Genomic DNA, 19,566 nt, shown 5'->3' on the forward strand with positions numbered 1-19,566 from the left:
TCCTAACCTTGTATTAGTTCCTTGATCTTCCTTCCAAAACCTTGATCCATTACAGCAATCACCATCCTTGGTTTGCCAATGGCGTGACTGATTTCAGTAGAAGTTAACTCGTCAAAGCAAGGAACTTTGTAATAAGTACTTTTATCTTTGACTTTTTTTTGGGTATTTTTTCCAGCGTCAGAGGCGATCAAAACAAGTGCCGCTTTTTGCGAACGGATCTCTTTGACCACAAGCTCTTCGCCGGTTACCAGTTTACCAGCTCGCATTGCAAGTCCTAACATATTCAGCAGCTTCGTCTTATTCATTTTTGAATAACTCGCGACGGGCTTTTTGATGGGTGACATAGTCTAATAATTCTTGATAGAATTCATCTGTCAAGGTTGTTTCCAACACCCGATCCAAAATTTTCTTTTCTTGAGAAACACGTACTTCCTCAGGTTCAATCGCAACATACGCACCGCGACCAGGCATTTTTCCAGATGGATCAATGGAAACGACGCCTTCTTTTGAGCGGGCAATGCGAATCAATTCTTTTTTAGGTTTCATTTCACCAGACACAACCGATTTTCGTAAAGGAACTTTTCGTTTTTTCATCGTTTTTCCCTCGCTTGTTTCTCTACTTTTCGTCCATATCAACGACTTCATCGTCTGCAGGTTTTTCTGATTCCACGATTGCTTCTTCTGGAGTTTCAGTTATCGCTGCATCCACATCAGCTGATTCACCGGCATCGATATAATCGCCATCTTCAAGTTTTGCGTAAAATTCTTCCATATCTGATTCTGATTTGATATCGATTTTAAACCCAGTTAATTTTGCCGCAAGACGGGCGTTTTGTCCCCGTTTGCCGATGGCTAATGACAATTGATAATCTGGTACGACAACTGTGCAGGCCTTAGGATTTTGCAAGTCAAAGATAACATCCACAACTTGTGCCGGATTCAACGAATTTGCAATGTACACTGCGGCATCTTCGTTCCATTCAACGATATCCATGTTTTCGCCCTTTAATTCATTGACGATAGCTTGGACCCGTTGGCCTTTTGGTCCTACACACGTTCCCACGGGATCGATATTCGGATCATTGGATCGAACAGAAACTTTTGAACGGTCCCCTGCTTCACGAGCAATACTGATAATTTCAACCGTTCCATCATAGACTTCCGGCACTTCTTGTTCAAATAAGCGACGCAACAAATCTGGATGGCTGCGGCTTACAAAAACTTGAGGGCCTTTTGATGTATTTTCAACACGAGAAACGTAGACCTTGATTCGGTCGTGAGGTTGATAAAATTCGTTAGGCATTTGATCTTGCTTTGAAAGGACAGCTTCGATTTTGCCAAGATTGACATAAATATAACGATGGTCTTGACGTTCAACAATTCCTTGCATGATGTCTTTTTCATAAGCACTGAATTCGTTATAGATAATGTTGCGTTCCGCTTCTCTCACCCGTTGCAAGATAACTTGTTTCGCCGTTTGGGCGGCAATCCGTCCAAAATCTTTCGGTGTGACTTCGAAACGAATCTTATCCCCGATTTCATAAGCAGGATTGATCAGCAAAGCATCTTTTAAAGATACTTCCAACTGAGAGTCCATGACTTCTTCAGTTACTTCTTTGACTGCATACACATGGATGTTGCCCTTTTTTTGATCAAATTCCACTTCAACGTTTTGTGCTTGGCCATAGTGGCGTTTGTAAGCCGAAACTAAAGCTGCTTCAAGCGCTTCAATAACGATTTCTTTGGAAACTCCTTTTTCCGCTTCCAATGCATCCAATGCATTCAACATTTCTTTACTCATTGTTTTCTGACTCCTTCGTGATTAAAATTGAATAGCTAAACGCGCTTTAGCAATGTTTTTCCGATCAAAAGTAATCTCTTTTTCCCGTGTTTTTATACGAATTTTCATCGTCATCTGTTCTTTATCAAAAGCTTGTAAAAATCCTTCGTACTGCTTTTCACCATCGACTGGCTGATAAAAGGATACATGGATGTATTCGCCAAGTGCTTTTTCATAGTCGCTTTCTTTTTTCAAAGGACGCTCAGCACCAGGAGAAGAAACTTCTAAAAAATATGCTTGGGGAATGGGATCTGGATCGCACGCATCCAGTTTTTCACTTAATTGCTCACTGACAAAGGCACACTCCTCGATATCGATTCCGCCTTCTTTATCAATGAATACGCGAAGAAACCAGCTTTTTCCTTCTTTTGCAAATTCCACTTCAACCAACTCAAAATTTTGTTCCTCTAAGATGGGAGTCACTAATTCCGTAACTGTTTCCACCACTGTACTCAAAATTCTTCGCCTCCTTCAAAATAAACGACTTTCATTCATGAAAAAGAGTGAGCGAAATTTCCGCTCACTCACTTCAAGTATCATTACCATAACGTACTATACCATATACTACGAGAAAACTCAAGGTCTAAAGACGGACCTGATAAGCATTCCACGCTTTCTTAAAAAATATTCAATAATTTTTTCTTAAAAAATTTGGCGAAGCAACCGTGGAAGCAACGCCTGTTGATCGAAATCCATTGGCGGATATTCGGGGAAAAGCAGGAACAAGCGTATACCGTATACGACTAAAACAACGCCTAACAATGACAGCCAGAGTTTCTCCTTACGCAAAATTACCGCCAGACGGGGAAAATATTTCTTACCGAGCAGCGCTCCGAAAATCAAAGCTACCAACCAAAATAGTGGATGATAATAAAATGCCCCAGTAAAATCGCCACTAAAAAAATGAAGAAATGCGCGGGTCATGCCACAACCTGGGCAAGGCAGACCGGTAATTGCTTTGAAAAAACACATTAATAATCTGTCCAGTCGTCATCTTTTGTTTCTGGCTCCGTAGTATCTGTTCGCCATAAAAGATTCAAATCAGATTGCAAAATCGCCATATTGACAATATTCAGCCCAAATAAAGATAGGACGATAAAAAGAACTTTATTGTCATTATAAACCTTGTAGCCAACTTTTTGCTGCGCTTTTATGAATAGGTCATTGATCCGATACCACCAATAAATACCGTAAATACCACAGGTAATAATCGTTAATAAAATAACCGTTCCTGGACTTAATCGATAATCATTGGTGTACTCATTCAGATCTCTTGTGGTTTGATACATCCAGACAAAAAAATAAATGCCACAGGTAATAATCGACAGGACAATCACTGATAGGATCGATCGTTGCTTGTTTTCCATTTTTTCATTCCTTTCTCCCTGTTTTTATCTCTTTTTGATAATAAATTTTCCCGCTTTTTGATGTTTAACCAAAAAGCGAGAAATTCGTTCAACTATTCAGTAGTTGCCTATGCTTCACGACTGTAATTGTTTACTTCTGCAACGATTGCATCGATAAACATACTCAAATCTTCCACAGCAGTTTCTTTACTTCCGTAACGACGAACATTTACCGTAGCATCCTTCACTTCATTGTCTCCAACAACTAATTGATAAGGAATTTTTTGCGTTTGGGAGCCCCGAATTTTATAGCCCATTTTTTCATTTCGGTCATCCACTTCAACCCGCAAACCTTGGCTTTGCAGACGTTCTTTGATTTCATAAGCGTAATCACTATGTGCATCAACGGAAACCGGGATGATTGTTGCTTGAACAGGTGCCAACCAAGTTGGAAAAGCGCCTTTATAAACTTCAGTCAAATATGCAACAAAGCGTTCCATGGTTGACACGATTCCTCGGTGAATGACAACAGGACGATGCGTATTTTCGCCATCTTCCCCAACATAAGTCAAGTCAAAACGTTCAGGCAATAAGAAATCCAATTGAATCGTTGACAATGTTTCTTCCATTCCCAATGCTGTTTTTACTTGTACGTCCATTTTTGGACCATAAAAGGCAGCTTCACCTTCTGCTTCAAAATAGTCTAAACCAAGCTCATCCATTGCTTCTTTCAACATTGTTTGAGCATTTTCCCACATTGCATCATCATCAAAATATTTGTCTGTATTGTTTGGATCCCGATAGCTTAAGCGGAAACGATAGTCGGTGATGTTAAAATCTTTGTAAACAGCAATCATCAAGTCCAGTGTCCGTTTAAATTCTTCCTTGATTTGATCTGGGCGAACAAAAGTATGTCCGTCGTTCAAGGTCATTTCCCGCACCCGTTGCAACCCGGACAATGCGCCAGATTTTTCATAACGGTGCATCATGCCAAGTTCAGCAATTCGAATTGGCAACTCGCGATAAGAATGGATATGATTTTTATAAACCATCATATGATGAGGACAATTCATTGGGCGCAGAACCAGCATTTCGCCATCTCCCATATCCATTGGCGGAAACATATCTTCATGGTAGTGATCCCAGTGCCCAGAAGTTTTGTATAAGTTTACATCTGCCATAATCGGTGTATACACGTGTTGATAACCCAAACCGATTTCCTTATCTACAATGTAGCGTTCGATGGTCCGGCGAATGGTTGCTCCTTTTGGCAACCAGAATGGTAAACCAGAACCAACTTCTTGAGAAACCATGAATAAATCTAATTCTTTCCCAAGTTTACGGTGATCCCGTTCCTTGGCTTCTTCTCTTTGTTTGATAAATTCCTTTAATTCTTTTTTATCAAAGAAAGCTGTACCATAAACCCGTTGCATCATGTGATTGTCAGAATTTCCGCGCCAGTAAGCACCTGCCACAGACAGCAATTTGAATACTTGGATTCGCCCCGTTGACGGCACGTGAGGTCCACGGCATAGATCAACGAATTCTCCTTGACTATAGGCAGTAATTACTTCGTCTTCTGGCAATTCACTAATCAGTTCCACTTTATAAGGATCAGCCGCAAAAAGTTCTAGTGCTTCTGCTTTTGTTAAAACATGGCGTTCGATTGGCAGGTTTTCTTTTACAATTTTCATCATTTCTGTTTCGATTGCTGGTAAATCTTCGGCAGCAATTGGGTGTTCGCCATTGTCTGTATCGTAATAAAAACCAGTATCAATCGCTGGACCCACTCCAAAATGGATTTTAGGGAACAAGCGACGCATAGCTTGCGCCATTAAATGAGCAGAAGAATGTCGAACCAAAGCAAGAGCATCTTCATGATCTGGGGTTACGATTTCAATAGAAGCATCTTCTTCAATTGGGCGATCCAAGTCGATCAATTGTCCGTTTATTTTTCCTGCTAATGCTTTTTTTCCAAGACTTTTAGAAATTTGATCTGCGATTTCTTTTGTAGTGATTCCAGCAGCAAACTCTTTTACTGCACCATCTGGAAATGTAATTTTTATTGACATAAAAAATCCTCCTTCAAAATTATGATTGATAAAAAGATAGGTCGAAGAGCTTTTGATTGCCGAAAAATAAAAAAATCCTAGCATCGCACTGCGATACTAGGACGAAATTTCGTGGTTCCACCTAATTTTCAAACACAATCTGTGTTCCTCAAACGTGGTAACGGTGCGACCGCCTTCGCTTCAACAAAGGTTTCAAAAGTGGTCCGCCTCTGGTTTTCTTCCGGAAAATTCTCAGCCGTGATTTTCCTCTCTTTTCGAAGACTCTCAAATTTGGTTGTCTTTTTCATCAATCAATTATAGAACCATTTAAGCACTAAAACGTGTAAATTGCAAGAAAGAAATGCCTATTCTTTCCAAGCTCCGTTAACTCCGTAATTTCCTTTTTTCATTTCATTGATGATGACGTGGATATGTTCTTTTGGCGCACCCGTATTTTTATGAACAGCCTCAGTAATATCTTTCATCATTCCTTCAAGCTGTTCTCTGCTTCTTCCTTCAACCAATTCTACATGAACAAATGGCATAGTTCTTTCCTCTTTTCATAAATATAGACAAATGATTTTTGACTTTGCGGCTCCTATTATACCTCCCGCCTTTCTTAAATAGCAAATCGCTCTTAAAAAAATTTGGGGTCCTACTTTCCTCACCGATGGATACAAAAAAATCAGCCCCAAACCGACTGATTTTTTTCCTATTAAAGATACCTCACGATGATATCTGAAAGCAGATCATAGCCTTCTTTACCAAAGTGCAGACCATCCTTTACTGTTCCATTGATGATTTTTTTAAAATCCGGCTGGTTGATGATCTCTGTATAAAAATCAAGAACAACACAGTTTTCCCGATTTGCTACTTCCATCAAACAATTGATGTAGGACTTGATTAGCTCATTGTTACGAAATTTCTGTTTCTGTTCATCCACTGCGGGAGGAGTGATAAAGAAAATTTGGCTGGCAGTATATTTCTTTTTCAGCTGAGTAATCATCCATTGCAGATTTTCCTGATAAACCATTTTGGAAACCTGCTTATTTTCAGCTAAATCATTTGTTCCAATTAGAAGAAACAGCTTGTCAATTCCTCTAAAATGCATCACATCTTTGGCAAAACGATTTCGTAAGTCATTGCTGTTGTTGCCACTGATTGCGGTGTTTACGATTTTTATTTTAGGAACCTTCTTCTTCAAATATGCGTTCAACATGGGTTCTTTTAGGGATTCCTTACGAGCGATCAAACTATCTCCAGTCAATAAAATCTTCATGCTATCCCTCCAATTTTCTAATCATTTTTGGCACGCAACGCACTCAAAATTGAAACAGTATCTACAACTTCTTGCAAAATTGCTCCGAATAAAGCGGGGATGACACCTGTGCTGGCAATCAACATCAAAAGTATACAAATAAAGATTCCGATCAAAACCGATTGTTTGGCGATTCGCATTGTATCTTTTGCGACCTCTACGGCTCTGAGCACTCGCGACAAGTCATCCTTCAAAACAACCGCATCGGCACTCTCACTGGCAGCAGTTGACCCATGCGCTCCCATGGCAATTCCGATATCCGCGATTGCAAGTGCCGGTGCATCATTGACCCCGTCACCCACCATTACCAGTGGTCGATCAGATGCCGAAATTCCCTTAATCACATTGATTTTATCCTGTGGCAAACATTCAGCATAGACCTCGTCAATACCCGCTTGTTGAGCAATATCATCGGCAATCGCTTGATGGTCTCCCGTCAACATTAAAATTCGTTTGATACCAAGGTTTCTCAAGGAAGCAACGGTTTGCTTTGCTTCTGGACGTAAGATGTCTTGAAATGTAATCGTCCCGGCGAATGATTCATCGCAGGAAATATAAATAATCGTTTCATCAGTGGGAATTTCTTGCGCGTTAGCAAATGCTGCCCGCCCGATTTTTAAAAGATGGCCATCAATTTCCGCCTTGATTCCTGAACCAGTTACTTCTTCCAATGAATCTGCCGTTGTCAGGGTAACTTTGTTTTTGGCATACGCAACGATGGAACGAGCTAAGATATGAGAAGAATCCTGTTCCGCGCTGGCAACATAGTAAAGCAGGCGCTGTTCATTGAATCCTTCGGTCGGATGAATTGCGGAAACTGCCAGTTGTCCTGCTGTTATGGTTCCTGTTTTATCAAAAGTTATTGTTTTTGCCTCTGCCAATTTTTCAATCGTTGTTCCGGTTTTTACAATGATACCGTTTCGACTAGAGCGGCTCATTCCTGCAACCAAAGCGATTGGCGCTGCCAAAATCAACGGACAAGGAGAAGCAACCACCAAAACTTCAGCAAAACGAACTGGATCTTTTGTCACCAACCATGCAATCCCCCCAATTAGGTAAGCAATTGCAGTAAAAGGAATCGCGTAACGATCTGCCATTCGAACAAAGTGAGCTGGTTTTTCTTTTGATTCTTTTACCAATTTGATAATTGTTTGGTATTGAGAATCTTCCGCGGACTTTGTAACTTCGACTCGCAACGATTCTTCACCGTTGATTGATCCAGACATGACCTCTTCACCGATTTTTTTCGTCACCGGACGAGACTCACCTGTCAAGGAAGACTCATCCAAGGTAGCTCTCTCAGATAAAATTTTCCCATCTACTGGAACGATCTCACCGGGCTTCACCACTAGCTGATCGTTGATTTGAGCCGCTTCGACCGCAATATCCTCCAATTGTCCATTCACAAGCCGATGGGCAATTTGTGGTGAATGATCCAGTAAAGACTGCAATTCTTTATTGGCTTGTCTGCCGGCGTAATCTTCTAAACTATCTCCACCTGTCAGCATGACCAAAATCATCAAACTCGCCCAATATTCGCCTACTGCTAATGTGGCAACAATGGCGGTAATTGCTAAAATATCCACACCATATCGCCCAGAACGAAGTGTTCGAATCATTTCAATCAACATAGTAAAAGCAACGATACTGCCAATGATAGCAACCAATAAAAATGCCCATCTCGGTTGCTTCAATAAGAATTCGCTTGCGAGAGCCGCTACTCCTACAAGAATTGTAATAATGAATTTTTTAAAGTGGTTCATCAACGATCATCCTTCTTTCTTTTCTAGCATACCGATAATTCGCTGAAAAGAAAAAGAAAGCAGCTTAAATGAAAATATTTTTCATTTACAATTAAACAGTTTCCTTTTTGTCTGTTTCCTGGTACCACGTACGGCTATAAGCCATTACTTTTTCGGCTGTTTCCGCATCGTAAAAGAATCCTTGATGTGCTGCAAATTTTAAAGCTTCGCCATGAAAGAAGGCTTGTGTTTTAAACAATGCCTGCCAGATTTTTTCTTTAGAAGAAAAATCCCGAACGATTAAAAGTTGCTCTTGTTGATCCATCGTTAAATATTTAGGCAAATATTTAAAATTTTTGCCGACACTAAACGTGTAATTTTTTTCTGCAGCAACCTGCCAGCTTAACAAGCGCAATAATTCTTTTTGACAAACTTCATACAAATGATCTGAAGCATAGAGCAGTTCCTTACGCCACAAGCCTTTAACAACATAGGTGGATACCCACCAAAATTCATTGCAGCAGTCAAAAAACTCTTCCTTTGTTGGCTCCTTGACCCAAAAAGCAGTATCTGTTGGAGAAGTTAATTGCGGAAAAATGCCACAAGGATCATATAAAACTGATAATAATGGTTCTTCTGCAATCTCCCTTTCAATCTCAGAAAATGGACAGAGCATTAAATCAATCCGATTGCCATCTGCAAACAGCATCAAAAAAGTAAATCGCTCCCCTAATGTTGGTGGAAACAAGGTCATTTCCTCGGGGCATTGCATAATCAAGCGTTCCCCGAATTTTTCCAACCATTTCCGATTGGTGAGTAGACTTTTTTTCTCATTCACAATATACACAATATCAAAATCCTGAAAAGAATCCTTTGGTACGTTGGAATTCATACGAGAACCTGAGATTGCTGCAGCAACGACTTGAGGTAATTCCTTGGCTGTTTGCAGAATCAACGTCAGCATTTCTTGTTCTGTTCTCATTTCCATTTCTCTCACATCTCTTTCTTTTTCTTTATTTTATCATAAGTCTTTTTTTATCTCGGCAAGTTACTGTTTTTTATGCTATAATTTTATGTTGTATTTTTTTAAGGAGGCCTATTTAATGGAGGAAAGAATCAAAGAACAAATGCATGCAGATGAGACCATCGGCTTGATCGGTGCTGAGCAGCAATTATTGGAAAAACAGCAGCAAGCATTGACTGGAACGATGCAAGAAGAACTGAAAGAAATCGCAAAGAAAACGATCCGCAGCGGTTCTGACGAAGCTTTTTATGAATCTGCCGTTGAATATCGCCAACATGAACAAGAATTATTACTAAAATATCAGACTGCAGAGTCCCAGCAAAAGCGGATCAAAACTTTGCAGACAATGAGTGGAAATCCGTATTTTGCCCGAATCGATTTCAAGGAAGAAACGGAAAAAGAAACACTTTATTTAGGAATTGCCTCCTTGCGAGACAAATCGGAAGAAACGATCGTGATCGACTGGCGGGCACCGATTGCTAATCTTTATTACGAAGGCGAGCTGGGTCCTACTTTTTATGAAACGGATCAAGAGCGTTTTGATGTAGAATTATTGTTAAAAAGACAATTTAAAATCCAAGAAGGAAAAATTCTTTCGATGGTGGATACTTCCGAAGTGATCAACGATGAATTCCTTCTGGAAATCTTGGATGAAGCCTCTTCTTCCCAAATGAAAAATATCGTCTCCACGATTCAAAAAGCGCAAAACCAAATTATCCGTGATACTCATAGCAAAATCATGCTGATTGAAGGAATCGCCGGTAGTGGAAAAACCTCGGCTTTATTACAACGGGTTGCCTTTCTTTTGTATCGTCACCGCAAATGGCTAGACGACAAACAAGTTTTACTGTTTTCACCCAATCATCTATTTTCTGATTACATTGCAATGGTTTTACCTTCTTTAGGGGAAAGTGAAGTTCCTACACGTACCTTCCGAACCTTTATTTCCCAATTGGTACCAGGATTTGAAATTGAAAAAGAAGCTCAGCAGGAAGAAATTTTTCTATCCGGAAAAGAACAGAAAACCGAACGACTCAAAAGTGGAATGAGTCTCGTTAGTGAAATCCAGCGGTACAGTCGGGGAATTACTTCCTATGGTCCTTTGTTCCGTTCGCTGAAAGTCAAGGGTGAAGTAAAATTATCGGCGGCACAAATCAGACAATGGTACCAAGAGACCAATCCGGTACTACCGCTTTATCAACGAACACAACTTTTGCAAACGAAGCTCTTGAAAAAAATCGGCGGATTGCAAAAAGACGAAGCGAAGAAAAACTGGGTCAAGGAGTTGGCAGAAGAAAAGCTGCAGGAATTTTTTGCCGACAATCCCAATCAAGATGACTCAGAAGAAAATGAACGTCGGATACGGGGGCAAATTCGCAAACAAATAGCCCGGCGTTATTTCCGAGGAATGACACGAGCTATCCAACAATTTCAATTTATCAATTATTCCAAACAATACCTGCATTTTCTGCAATCCATTCCAGAAACAAAATTGGAAAAAGCGGGAATTTCAAAAGCAGAATGGGCAGAATCTCAACTTGTCACCCGTGAAAAATTGAAAAATAAAGTCTTGACTCAAGAAGATGCAGTGTTGTTTTTCCTATTGTCAAAGGAACTTTATCCTGCTGAAGTACCGCAAAAAGCCCGCTTCATCTTTATTGATGAAATGCAGGATTTCCCCCCTGCACAGGTTGCTTTGTTGCGCCGACTCTATCCGAAAGCCACACTAACTTTGTGCGGCGATCTGAATCAAAAAGTTTTTGGAAATGAAACGATTGTGGGCTCTCTGCCTGAGTTATTCCCTAATGAAGAGGTGACTCGTTATCAATTGACGACCAGCTATCGTTCCACCAAAGAAATCACCGATTTTGCCAATCAGTTTCTGACCCAAGACAACCGAGTAGAATTGACTGCCCGCAAAGGCGAGCTTCCTTTGATTCTAACCAGTCCTTCTGAAAAGCAACGCTTGCATGTCCTCGAACAGTTGTTGCAGGATGAAGAAAAAGCCCATTTTTGGCGTAGTGCAGTCATTTGTAAAACAGCTGAAGAATGTGAAGCCTTGTACCAACAGCTTTCACCAGAATTACAGAAAAAAGTCCAGTTGATTGTTTCAGAAGACACCTTCATGAAGCGTTCTATTATGATTATTCCGGCATTTCTGGCGAAAGGTTTGGAATTTGATCAGGTATTTGCGTGGAATATAGGAGAAAATTTCCGGACAGCTCAAGATCAACTGATTTTATATACGATTGCTACCCGTGCCATGCACGAGCTGACTATTTTTACACCAACACCAACCAGTCCACTACTGGCTGCGGTAAAAAATAGTTTTCAAGAAAAAATGATTTAAAAAAACGCCCTTTCCACTATTTTGTGAAAAGGGTGTTTTTCATTTATTATTCCTTGAGAAATGGTGTCGTATGAGGATATTTTAAGGATACGACATTTAAAATCATTGCCAATTCTGAACGATTTTCTGCCAGTTCTGAATCAAAATTTTTGCTATGTCGACCAATCGCACCGTTATCAATCAAACGATAGATTCGGTTCCATTCAATAAACTGCTCCAATGTATTGAAATTACTGATAGGAAAACCCGCACCATCCAGAATCTCCGACAAACGGAAAACGAGATAGGCACTGTCAATGACTTGTTTATCATCAGAAATAGCTTCATAGGAGGTACGCTTTTTTGTTTTGTTGTAATCCATAATCACTTTTTCCGGTTGATGCTTCAGACTCCATTCCAAAAGCAGGAAAAAACCTTCCATTCGGTATTCTTCTCGAAACAGACGATCGGTTTCTGCTGATTGTCGAAAAACTAAAGGAATCAAATATCTCTTTTTATAAATCAAAAGAGGTGCACAATCGACACTGAAATTTACATAACGATTTAAATAACCTGAACCGCGAAAATTTCCTAGCCGATAGCCAGATACGCCAAACTTTTGATATTTTTCACATAACTTTGAACAATCTGCGATTGAGACAGCTGTTTCTGCTAATTTATCATACCCGCTCAAAATACGATCAAAAGGTTCGAGGACGATTTTTTCCGACATATGCTCACCTGCTCTCTAAAAATAAATAACTTTCTCCTTTGATTTTAGCACAGAATTTTCTGATTAGCCAAATTGAAACAGGAGCAAGTGGAAAATTTTTTTAATGGCACATTTTTAAGATGAGGCGACCTAAAACAGCTTTCTAATAGTCTTTTTTTCTAGTCTACGTTATACTTTTTTTAGGAGATGCTGGGTCTTTCTAGATTTCTATTAAAGGACTCCCTTAGAAAAAATTCAGCCAATTATTTACAGAAAATGAGGTGTTAAACATGTTTGTACTTGCTATTATAACGGGAATCGCCACTATTTTTCTTTATTACTTGATTATGAACGCAACGATTTCCCTAACGATTGCTACCATTCTTCAACTTGGACTATTGGTACTAACGATTCTTGCCAAAATACTCTATCGCGGACCTAAAAAACGCGGCTCTTATGACGGAGGCTGGTATAAAATCTGGACGATTCGTTATGGATTGATCATGCTGTCCCTTTTAGGAAATATGGCGGTCTTCATTGTTTTTGTTTTGAATCTTTTTGGGTTTATGGAAGTCTTCTAAAAAACGCTGACCTCGTTTCTGTCATCCAGAACGAGGTCAGCGTTTTTTTAGTCATCTAACTCGACATTGTGATAGATGTTTTGAACATCTTCTAAATCTTCCAAAACATCTATCATTTTTTCAAATTTTTCTAAATCGTCACCGGATAGTTGTACTTCATTTTGCGGAATCATTTGGATTTCAGCAATTGAAAATTCGGTGATACCTTTTTCTTTTAAGGCTTCTTGAATGCTGTTAAAATCTGTTGGTTCACCGTATACGATGATTTGTCCTTCTTCATCGATCACATCTCGAACATCGATTTCTTTTTCCATTAAATATTCTAAAATCTCATCGGCATCATTCCCGGCAAAGCCAAAAATCGCTGTGTTATCAAACATATAGGAAACGGCGCCAGAAACACCCATATTTCCGCCATTTTTACCAAATGCTGCTCGAACATCTGCCGCTGTACGATTGACATTGTTTGTCAATGTATCCACAATAACCATCGAGCCATTTGGTCCAAAACCTTCATAGCGCAATTCTGAATATTGCTCATCGCCAGAACCCTTCGCTTTTTCAATTGCACGATCAATGATATGTCTTGGTACATTATAGGTTTTCGCACGTTCGATAACGAACCGTAATTTTTGGTTCGCGTGTGGGTCAGGATCACCTGATTTCGCTGCCGCATAAATTTCGATTCCAAATTTTGCATAAATTCGGCTGTTGTTTGCATCTTTAGCAGTCTTTTTTGCTACGATATTTGCCCATTTACGACCCATAGTCTCACTTCGCTTTCTAATTTTTGTGCCTCTGACGAAAAAACGTCCTCGTCCATTATACTTGTCAATCCCGCTCCTGTGAAGTAGTTTTCCAAAACTATTTTAAAAGCCTCCAAGGATGCCGACCAAAATTTTGTTCTTTGATTCCAGTCGCTCCCAATTGATAGATTTGATCACTTCGAATCATCAGTGAAGCAACTGCTTCCTCTTTTTTACCGATTTTAGAAAAGTACGGCAAGCTGCTTTTCTTTTTTCTTTCAGTCAAAAAAGCCTGACCATTTTTCGTAAAACCTAATATATGAAGGTATTGCTTTTGCCACTGTTCCTCTAAATCTGTCTGCTTTAAATTTAACAATAAGGAACAAAGCAGCCGTTGGATTCGGGCCTGGGTATACCGCTTGGTTTTTAGTTTGGTAACTAATTCTTCAAAATTATCTGCTTCTTGAATCACTTTTTTTAGTCGGAATTCTAACCCATCCACCATTTGATAAATTTCCCGTAACTCCGTCAGAGAGCTGGAAAGAATACGATACTGCAACAGGGGCCAGTAATTTTCCCAAGTCACCGTGTGCGATTTCAATCCCGCTGCCGTTTGCTCTGGAACATAGGCAGTCACCGAATGATGATTTCCAACTGCTTGGCGAATAGCAGTAGCACTGGCAATGGTTTGGGTCAATTCCGTTGAATGATAACCGGCACCTTTGCGTTTGACAGAAAAAAGCTGCATCGGATTAGGATACTTCGCATTTTCCTGTGCATAGCTTAATCCTAGGATATGATTTGGCTGGTTGATGCCCACCTGCAATGGAGAATAAATTTCTTGCAAAACAGTCATCATTTTCTGAGGATAGGTTAGGCTGGGATCTGTGATTTTTTGAAAAGCCAGATCAATTTTCTCTTGATTTTCTAAAACAAACCTGCCAAAAGCTTGATAATCAAAAAAAGTCTCTTGATCTGTGCCAAAACATAAAAATTCACAGCCCAGCGCCTGCAACAATCCAATGGCTCCTCTTGCAAAAAGATCTGCCGGCTGCATGGACCATTCGACAGGTAATTCGACCACCAGATCCACACCATTTTGCAACGCCGCATTTGCCCGCTGCCATTTATCTATAATTGCCGGCTCTCCCCGTTGCAAAAAATTCCCACTCATCACTGCGACAACAACATCTGCGCCGGTCAGCTCCCGTGCTTTTTTTGCGTGATAGGAATGACCATTATGAAAAGGATTATATTCGACGATGATCCCGCATGCTTTCACATTTTTGCCTCCCTTTTTTTCTTTATTTTAACAGATTTATTCCATAAAAAAAGAGAGCCATGAATAGACTCTCCAAAAAAATTAATCTAAGTTTTCTCCATTTGATGCAATGACACGTTGATACCAATAGTAACTATCTTTCTTGTAACGATTCAAGCTGCCTTCTTGTGTTTCATCTTGATCCACATAAACAAAACCATACCGTTTTTGGTATCCATTCAACCAACTTAATAAATCTGTATAAGACCATGTGCAATAGCCCAAAACTTGGCAACCGTCAGCAATCGCATCAGAAATAGCTGCCACATGATTCCGTAAATACTTGATTCGGTAGTCATCATGAACTTGGTGGTCCTCAGTAATTTTATCAAATTCTCCCAACCCGTTTTCCGTAATTAAAACAGGTAGACGGTACCGACTGGTGATTCGACGCAATGCAATACGAATTCCCATTGGATCAATTTCCCAATCCCAGTTTGTACGATCAACAAATGGATTTTGAACCTTTTTGTATAAACCAGGAACGCCAGATTCTTTTGAAGAACCTTTTTTACCAGAGGTGTTCATTTCCCCTTGACCGACACCATCTAAAGGATTGAATTGATTTGTGGCACTTTGATAATAGTTCATTCCCATAAAGTCAGGTTTGCCTGCTTTCAACAATGCCGCATCTTCCGGTAAAACCTCCGGAGCGATTCCATGTTTTTCCAAATAGTCCATCACAACGATGGGATATTCTCCTCTTGCATAAACATCCATCCAGAAATTTGCCATGAATTCTTCTGCATTTTCTGCGGCTAATACATTTTTAGGATCACTATCAAAAGAATAATTAGGTGTATAGGCAAAACTTGGACCAATTTGTCCTGGCATTTTCATTTCATGAAATTTTTTGATAACCGCTGCATTCGCCAAATTTGCATGATGATTTGCTTGATACATGCGTTTTTGATCACTGACACCTGGGGGATGAACCGCCAGCATATAGCCTAATTGAATGAATACGTTTTGTTCATTCAAGCTCACCCAATAATGAACTTTTCCTTTAAAGGTCTCAAATAAAACGGTTGCATAGTTCACAAAGTCCTCAACAATTTCGCGAGATTCCCAACCTCCATAGGCTTCTTGTAACGCAAGTGGAAGATCCCAATGATAAATCGTTAATAACGGTTCGATTCCGTTTGCAATCAATTCATCTACTAAGCGAACATAAAAATCAAGTCCAGCCTGATTGATTTCTCCACGTCCTTCTGGAAAAATTCGTGTCCAAGCAACGGAAAAACGATAGGATTTCAATCCTTGTTCCTTCATCAAGCGAATGTCTTCTTCAAAACGATGGTAATGATCTACTGCTAAATCACCGTTCGTTCCTTTAAACGTTTTACCGGGAATTCGTACAAATTCATCCCAAACGGATTTTCCTTTGCCGTCTTCGTCCCAAGCACCTTCAACTTGATACGCGGCGGAAGCTGATCCCCACAGAAAATCAGCAGGAAAGTTTGTTTTATGTGTGTTTTCCAAAAAATTCTCCTCCTTTTTGGTGAAAAGAAATTCACAGTCTTTTCTTTCCATACATCTATATTTTATCACTTTTTCTGACAAATGTGAAAACGCTTTGTCCTTTTTCTAATTTTTTTTCTGTTATCACCGCTGTAACCTACTTATCAAAATCCAAGTATATAAAAAAAAGACACAAATCAAAAAGATTCATGTCTATTTTTGACAAACAAAAAACCAACGCCGACTCACTTCATTCGGCGGCGAATCAGTAAAATCTGCAAAAGTTTGAACCTGCTGAAAGCCAGCATTTTCCAACATTCGTAAATAAACCTCCAGTGGATAGGTCCGTTCCTTATGCAATTCATCTTGTCGCGAAAAATGATTACTTCCTTCTTCGTCTGCAACAAAAAAAGTCAAGAAATGCTCAATGCTGTTTTCATGTTCGCCAGCATAGCTGTCCCACAAAAACGCAAACTCATCTGTTTGATAGTGGTAGCTGTATTCCGGAAAAACATCATTAATTTGATAAAGGGAATGGACGTCGAAAAGAAAGATTCCGCCATCTTCTAAAACCTGGTACACTTCATCAAAAACTTGCTGAACATCTTGTTCATCTGCCATATAGCACAGAGAATCAGAAAAACAGGTCACTGCCTCATACTGACCAATCTCAGATAAATCAAGCATATCTCCCTCAACAAATTGAATCGAAACATCTGCATCGATTGCCCGATTGCTGGCGATCATCAGCATTTCCTCAGACAAATCAAGCGCGGTTACTTGATACGCTTCTTTTGCAAAAGCCACTGCCAATGCACCTGTTCCGCAAGCCAATTCAAGTATTTCTTTTTTTCCTTGCAAATGACGTTTAGAAAATGCCAGCCATTTTTCATACAAGCTGGCATCCATCACTTCGTCATACACGAAGGCAAATGTTTCGTAAGCCATTTTATTCCACGATCCAATCGTTGACGCTCACTAATGGCGCATCTGCCCAAAGTTTTTCAAGATTATAAAAGGCACGTTCTGAATTACTGAAAACATGGACGATAACATCTCCCAAGTCGATTAAGACCCACTTGGCACCATCTTTTCCTTCGATACGTTTTACTTCAACCTGTTGCTCTTCTTCCTTATCAACTACCTCGTCAACAATCGCATTGATTTGACGTTCGCTGTTTGCTGAACAGATGACGAAATAATCGGCTAATAACGAAATTCCTCTGACATCTAAAGCAAGAATATCCTCAGCACGTTTGGAATCTGCCGCCCGAACAGCGACTTCTAAAATTTTCTGACTATCTATGATAATTCCCTCCTTGTTCGTTTTAATGTATTAAATTTTCTTTTAGAAAATTTAGTCTTATTCTCACGCCGCATACCATTCCACTAAGCCTCTCGTTACAAGTGGAACTGGCATCCTTGGTTCTTTTAATGTATTAAATTTTCCTTTAGAAAATTTAGTTTTATTCTCTCGCCCTATCCCCATTCCACTAAGCATCTCGTTACAAGTGGAACTGGCATCCTTGGTCGTTTTAATATATTAAATTTTCTTTGCTACCCAGCGGTTATAGGTTTCGATAGTTTTGGGGTAAATGGGTTTTTCTTGTTCAATTAGATGACTCAATGTGTGTTTCGTTTCAAAAGCAACTGCACTATCCAATTCTACTAATGCCAATTCTCGTGCTGCTTCAACACCAGGAAAATCTCGACCTGGTTCAATGTAATCTGCCACATAAAGAATTTTGTCAAGCAGACTCATTTCCGCTGCACCCGTTGTGTGAACCCGAATGGCCTGTAAAATTTCAGGATCATCAATAGCCAACTCTCGTTGAACAAAATCTGCACCCACGACACCATGCCAAATTGCATTTCCCCAATGAAGCAGATCAAGGTCGAATCCGTCACGACGAATCACTAATTGAAATTCTTCGTCAGGGCGTTCCTTTGCATAATCGTGAACCAATCCGGCAATGCTTGCCTGCTCTGGTGAACAACCATATTTTTCAGCTAAGGCAATCGCCGTTTCTTCGACGCCCAAAACATGTTTAAATCGCCGTTCACTCATCCGCATTTGAACTTTTTGCATCAAGAGTTCCCGATCAAGCGATGTATATTTTCCGCTATAATTCATCCAGATACAACCTCTTTTCTTGAATATAGTGTAGCACATTCTCTGGTAGGAAGTATCGAACCGAGCATCCTTGAGCGATTCTTTTTCGTATCATGGAAGAGCTAATATCCATCAACGGAGCATCTACCCAAATGACGGGGTATTCACTTTCAGCCGGGAAATCAGGACGTTTGACCCCAACAAAACGAACCAATTGAACTAATTCATCAATCCGGTACCATTCTGGAAGATAAGCAACCATATCCCCGCCGATAATAAAATAATAATCAGTATCGGGATTTTTTTCCGTCAGCTCTTTCATTGTATCGTAAGTGTAGCTGATTCCTTTTCGTTCTAGTTCAATCGTTTCCACTGCCAACAAAGGATTATCTGCAACAGCCAGCTCCAGCATGTTTAACCGATGCGTTGCTGAAATCGTCGTTTTTCCATCCTTATGCGGCGGTAAATATTCCGGCATAAGATAAACTTTTTCCAAACCTAGGGACTGGCCGACCTGATCGGCTAAAATCAAGTGAGTGGTGTGAACTGGGTTGAAATTTCCACCAAGAATCCCCACTTGCTTGCGTTTTTGGATTGTTTCCAATTCCGATTGAACCAAGGTTGCAGTTCCCACAAGTGATTTTGCCTGCATATTCTTTCCCTCCGTTTTTAAATCGAACGAACTTCTCTTGACAACTTTTGGTACTTTTCTTTCGTAGAGGGTTTAAATAAAACCAGCACACGACCAATAATTTGTACCACGTCGCAACGAATTTCATTTTGTAACGTTTCTGCAACCTCATCTGCGACTTCTTCTGTATTTTGCAACAAAGATATTTTGATTAATTCTCTTTTTTCAAGTGCTTCTTCAATTTGTTTAATCATCGCCTCATTGACTCCACCTTTACCAACTTGGAAAATTGGTTGCAGATGATGCGCTTGACTACGCAAAAAGCGTTTTTGTTTTCCTCTAAGTTCCATA

22 protein-coding genes are annotated in these 19,566 nt (G+C 39.9%); 2 read left to right on the forward strand and 20 right to left on the reverse strand.

Annotated elements, in window-relative coordinates; translation table 11 throughout:
• Positions 1-2: 2 nt before the first annotated feature.
• From FFM66_RS07325 to FFM66_RS07375, 11 genes are all read right to left on the reverse strand, one after another.
• Complete coding sequence (locus tag FFM66_RS07325) at positions 3-305, reverse strand: YlxQ-related RNA-binding protein (RefSeq protein ID WP_048603008.1); 303 nt, start codon at positions 303-305, stop codon at positions 3-5.
• A complete protein-coding gene (gene rnpM, locus FFM66_RS07330) occupies positions 298-594 on the reverse strand; it encodes an RNase P modulator RnpM (protein WP_048603009.1) in 297 nt (98 codons plus the stop codon). The genes FFM66_RS07325 and rnpM overlap by 8 nt, the downstream gene beginning before the upstream one ends.
• Positions 595-616: 22 nt before the next feature.
• A complete protein-coding gene (gene nusA / locus FFM66_RS07335; RefSeq protein ID WP_137605480.1) occupies positions 617-1,801 on the reverse strand; it encodes a transcription termination factor NusA in 1,185 nt (394 codons plus the stop codon).
• 21 nt (positions 1,802-1,822) lie between these two features.
• Positions 1,823-2,296 (reverse strand): ribosome maturation factor RimP, encoded by a 474-nt coding sequence (gene rimP / locus FFM66_RS07340; RefSeq protein WP_048603011.1) that lies wholly within the window; start codon positions 2,294-2,296, stop codon positions 1,823-1,825.
• Positions 2,297-2,482: 186 nt separating this feature from the next.
• Positions 2,483-2,812 (reverse strand): DUF2752 domain-containing protein, encoded by a 330-nt coding sequence (locus FFM66_RS07345; protein WP_171000820.1) that lies wholly within the window; start codon positions 2,810-2,812, stop codon positions 2,483-2,485.
• A complete protein-coding gene (locus tag FFM66_RS07350) occupies positions 2,812-3,207 on the reverse strand; it encodes a DUF4234 domain-containing protein (RefSeq protein WP_137605482.1) in 396 nt (131 codons plus the stop codon). The genes FFM66_RS07345 and FFM66_RS07350 overlap by 1 nt, the downstream gene beginning before the upstream one ends.
• 107 nt (positions 3,208-3,314) lie before the next feature.
• A complete protein-coding gene (thrS, locus tag FFM66_RS07355; RefSeq protein WP_048603014.1) occupies positions 3,315-5,258 on the reverse strand; it encodes a threonine--tRNA ligase in 1,944 nt (647 codons plus the stop codon).
• A gap of 344 nt (positions 5,259-5,602) precedes the next feature.
• Positions 5,603-5,782 (reverse strand): 2-hydroxymuconate tautomerase, encoded by a 180-nt coding sequence (gene thmT, locus FFM66_RS07360; protein ID WP_137605483.1) that lies wholly within the window; start codon positions 5,780-5,782, stop codon positions 5,603-5,605.
• A 170-nt stretch (positions 5,783-5,952) separates the two neighbouring features.
• Positions 5,953-6,516, reverse strand: a complete 564-nt coding sequence (locus FFM66_RS07365; RefSeq protein WP_137605484.1) for a GDSL-type esterase/lipase family protein — start codon at positions 6,514-6,516, stop codon at positions 5,953-5,955.
• Positions 6,517-6,533: 17 nt separating this feature from the next.
• Positions 6,534-8,318, reverse strand: coding sequence for a heavy metal translocating P-type ATPase (locus FFM66_RS07370; protein ID WP_048603017.1), 1,785 nt, complete (start codon positions 8,316-8,318; stop codon positions 6,534-6,536).
• Between the two features lie 91 nt (positions 8,319-8,409).
• On the reverse strand, positions 8,410-9,279 hold the full coding sequence (locus tag FFM66_RS07375) for an aminoglycoside 6-adenylyltransferase (protein WP_048603157.1): 870 nt from the start codon (positions 9,277-9,279) through the stop codon (positions 8,410-8,412).
• Between the two features lie 121 nt (positions 9,280-9,400).
• Here FFM66_RS07375 and helD point away from each other — a divergent pair, with 121 nt between their 5' ends.
• Complete coding sequence (gene helD / locus FFM66_RS07380; protein ID WP_137605485.1) at positions 9,401-11,671, forward strand: RNA polymerase recycling motor HelD; 2,271 nt, start codon at positions 9,401-9,403, stop codon at positions 11,669-11,671.
• Positions 11,672-11,717: 46 nt separating this feature from the next.
• Here the strand turns inward: helD and FFM66_RS07385 are convergent, their stop codons facing one another.
• Entirely contained in the window at positions 11,718-12,383 is a 666-nt protein-coding gene (locus FFM66_RS07385) for a hypothetical protein (RefSeq protein WP_048603019.1), read from the reverse strand.
• Positions 12,384-12,652: 269 nt separating this feature from the next.
• Here FFM66_RS07385 and FFM66_RS07390 point away from each other — a divergent pair, with 269 nt between their 5' ends.
• The gene (locus FFM66_RS07390; RefSeq protein WP_048603020.1) at positions 12,653-12,943 is read left to right on the forward strand and encodes a hypothetical protein; all 291 of its coding nucleotides are present in this window, start codon (positions 12,653-12,655) and stop codon (positions 12,941-12,943) included.
• A gap of 47 nt (positions 12,944-12,990) precedes the next feature.
• Here FFM66_RS07390 and FFM66_RS07395 read toward each other — a convergent pair whose 3' ends face one another.
• The 8 genes from FFM66_RS07395 to yhbY all read right to left on the reverse strand — a co-directional run bounded on the left by FFM66_RS07395 (position 12,991) and on the right by yhbY (position 19,565).
• Positions 12,991-13,710: a YebC/PmpR family DNA-binding transcriptional regulator gene (locus FFM66_RS07395; protein ID WP_137605486.1), complete on the reverse strand. Its 720-nt coding sequence runs from the start codon at positions 13,708-13,710 to the stop codon at positions 12,991-12,993.
• A gap of 97 nt (positions 13,711-13,807) precedes the next feature.
• Positions 13,808-14,971, reverse strand: coding sequence for a nucleotidyltransferase (locus FFM66_RS07400; RefSeq protein ID WP_137605487.1), 1,164 nt, complete (start codon positions 14,969-14,971; stop codon positions 13,808-13,810).
• An 81-nt stretch (positions 14,972-15,052) separates the two neighbouring features.
• On the reverse strand, positions 15,053-16,492 hold the full coding sequence (locus FFM66_RS07405) for a glycoside hydrolase family 1 protein (RefSeq protein ID WP_048603024.1): 1,440 nt from the start codon (positions 16,490-16,492) through the stop codon (positions 15,053-15,055).
• A gap of 192 nt (positions 16,493-16,684) precedes the next feature.
• Complete coding sequence (locus FFM66_RS07410; protein WP_137605489.1) at positions 16,685-17,419, reverse strand: class I SAM-dependent DNA methyltransferase; 735 nt, start codon at positions 17,417-17,419, stop codon at positions 16,685-16,687.
• Between the two features lies 1 nt (position 17,420).
• Positions 17,421-17,762 (reverse strand): ribosome silencing factor, encoded by a 342-nt coding sequence (gene rsfS, locus FFM66_RS07415; RefSeq protein ID WP_137605490.1) that lies wholly within the window; start codon positions 17,760-17,762, stop codon positions 17,421-17,423.
• A gap of 252 nt (positions 17,763-18,014) precedes the next feature.
• On the reverse strand, positions 18,015-18,605 hold the full coding sequence (gene yqeK / locus FFM66_RS07420) for a bis(5'-nucleosyl)-tetraphosphatase (symmetrical) YqeK (RefSeq protein ID WP_137605491.1): 591 nt from the start codon (positions 18,603-18,605) through the stop codon (positions 18,015-18,017).
• A complete protein-coding gene (locus FFM66_RS07425; protein WP_137605492.1) occupies positions 18,595-19,236 on the reverse strand; it encodes a nicotinate-nucleotide adenylyltransferase in 642 nt (213 codons plus the stop codon). The genes yqeK and FFM66_RS07425 overlap by 11 nt, the downstream gene beginning before the upstream one ends.
• A gap of 17 nt (positions 19,237-19,253) precedes the next feature.
• Complete coding sequence (yhbY, locus tag FFM66_RS07430; RefSeq protein ID WP_137605493.1) at positions 19,254-19,565, reverse strand: ribosome assembly RNA-binding protein YhbY; 312 nt, start codon at positions 19,563-19,565, stop codon at positions 19,254-19,256.
• Between the last annotated feature and the right edge of the window lies 1 nt (position 19,566).

It is taken from the genome of Enterococcus songbeiensis (assembly GCF_005405265.1).
In the GTDB taxonomy this organism is placed as follows: Bacteria; Bacillota; Bacilli; order Lactobacillales; family Enterococcaceae; genus Enterococcus_C; species Enterococcus_C songbeiensis.

What these genes read in the sequence shown, in the direction of transcription:
- FFM66_RS07325 (WP_048603008.1), bottom strand. Translation starts at nt 305, where the DNA reads ATGAATAAGACGAAGCTGCTGAATATGTTAGGACTTGCAATGCGAGCT.
- rnpM (WP_048603009.1), bottom strand. Translation starts at nt 594, where the DNA reads ATGAAAAAACGAAAAGTTCCTTTACGAAAATCGGTTGTGTCTGGTGAA.
- nusA (WP_137605480.1), bottom strand. Translation starts at nt 1,801, where the DNA reads ATGAGTAAAGAAATGTTGAATGCATTGGATGCATTGGAAGCGGAAAAA.
- FFM66_RS07345 (WP_171000820.1), bottom strand. Translation starts at nt 2,812, where the DNA reads ATGTGTTTTTTCAAAGCAATTACCGGTCTGCCTTGCCCAGGTTGTGGC.
- FFM66_RS07350 (WP_137605482.1), bottom strand. Translation starts at nt 3,207, where the DNA reads ATGGAAAACAAGCAACGATCGATCCTATCAGTGATTGTCCTGTCGATT.
- thrS (WP_048603014.1), bottom strand. Translation starts at nt 5,258, where the DNA reads ATGTCAATAAAAATTACATTTCCAGATGGTGCAGTAAAAGAGTTTGCT.
- thmT (WP_137605483.1), bottom strand. Translation starts at nt 5,782, where the DNA reads ATGCCATTTGTTCATGTAGAATTGGTTGAAGGAAGAAGCAGAGAACAG.
- FFM66_RS07365 (WP_137605484.1), bottom strand. Translation starts at nt 6,516, where the DNA reads ATGAAGATTTTATTGACTGGAGATAGTTTGATCGCTCGTAAGGAATCC.
- FFM66_RS07370 (WP_048603017.1), bottom strand. Translation starts at nt 8,318, where the DNA reads ATGAACCACTTTAAAAAATTCATTATTACAATTCTTGTAGGAGTAGCG.
- FFM66_RS07375 (WP_048603157.1), bottom strand. Translation starts at nt 9,279, where the DNA reads ATGAGAACAGAACAAGAAATGCTGACGTTGATTCTGCAAACAGCCAAG.
- helD (WP_137605485.1), top strand. Translation starts at nt 9,401, where the DNA reads ATGGAGGAAAGAATCAAAGAACAAATGCATGCAGATGAGACCATCGGC.
- FFM66_RS07385 (WP_048603019.1), bottom strand. Translation starts at nt 12,383, where the DNA reads ATGTCGGAAAAAATCGTCCTCGAACCTTTTGATCGTATTTTGAGCGGG.
- FFM66_RS07390 (WP_048603020.1), top strand. Translation starts at nt 12,653, where the DNA reads ATGTTTGTACTTGCTATTATAACGGGAATCGCCACTATTTTTCTTTAT.
- FFM66_RS07395 (WP_137605486.1), bottom strand. Translation starts at nt 13,710, where the DNA reads ATGGGTCGTAAATGGGCAAATATCGTAGCAAAAAAGACTGCTAAAGAT.
- FFM66_RS07410 (WP_137605489.1), bottom strand. Translation starts at nt 17,419, where the DNA reads ATGGCTTACGAAACATTTGCCTTCGTGTATGACGAAGTGATGGATGCC.
- yqeK (WP_137605491.1), bottom strand. Translation starts at nt 18,605, where the DNA reads ATGAATTATAGCGGAAAATATACATCGCTTGATCGGGAACTCTTGATG.
- FFM66_RS07425 (WP_137605492.1), bottom strand. Translation starts at nt 19,236, where the DNA reads ATGCAGGCAAAATCACTTGTGGGAACTGCAACCTTGGTTCAATCGGAA.
- yhbY (WP_137605493.1), bottom strand. Translation starts at nt 19,565, where the DNA reads ATGGAACTTAGAGGAAAACAAAAACGCTTTTTGCGTAGTCAAGCGCAT.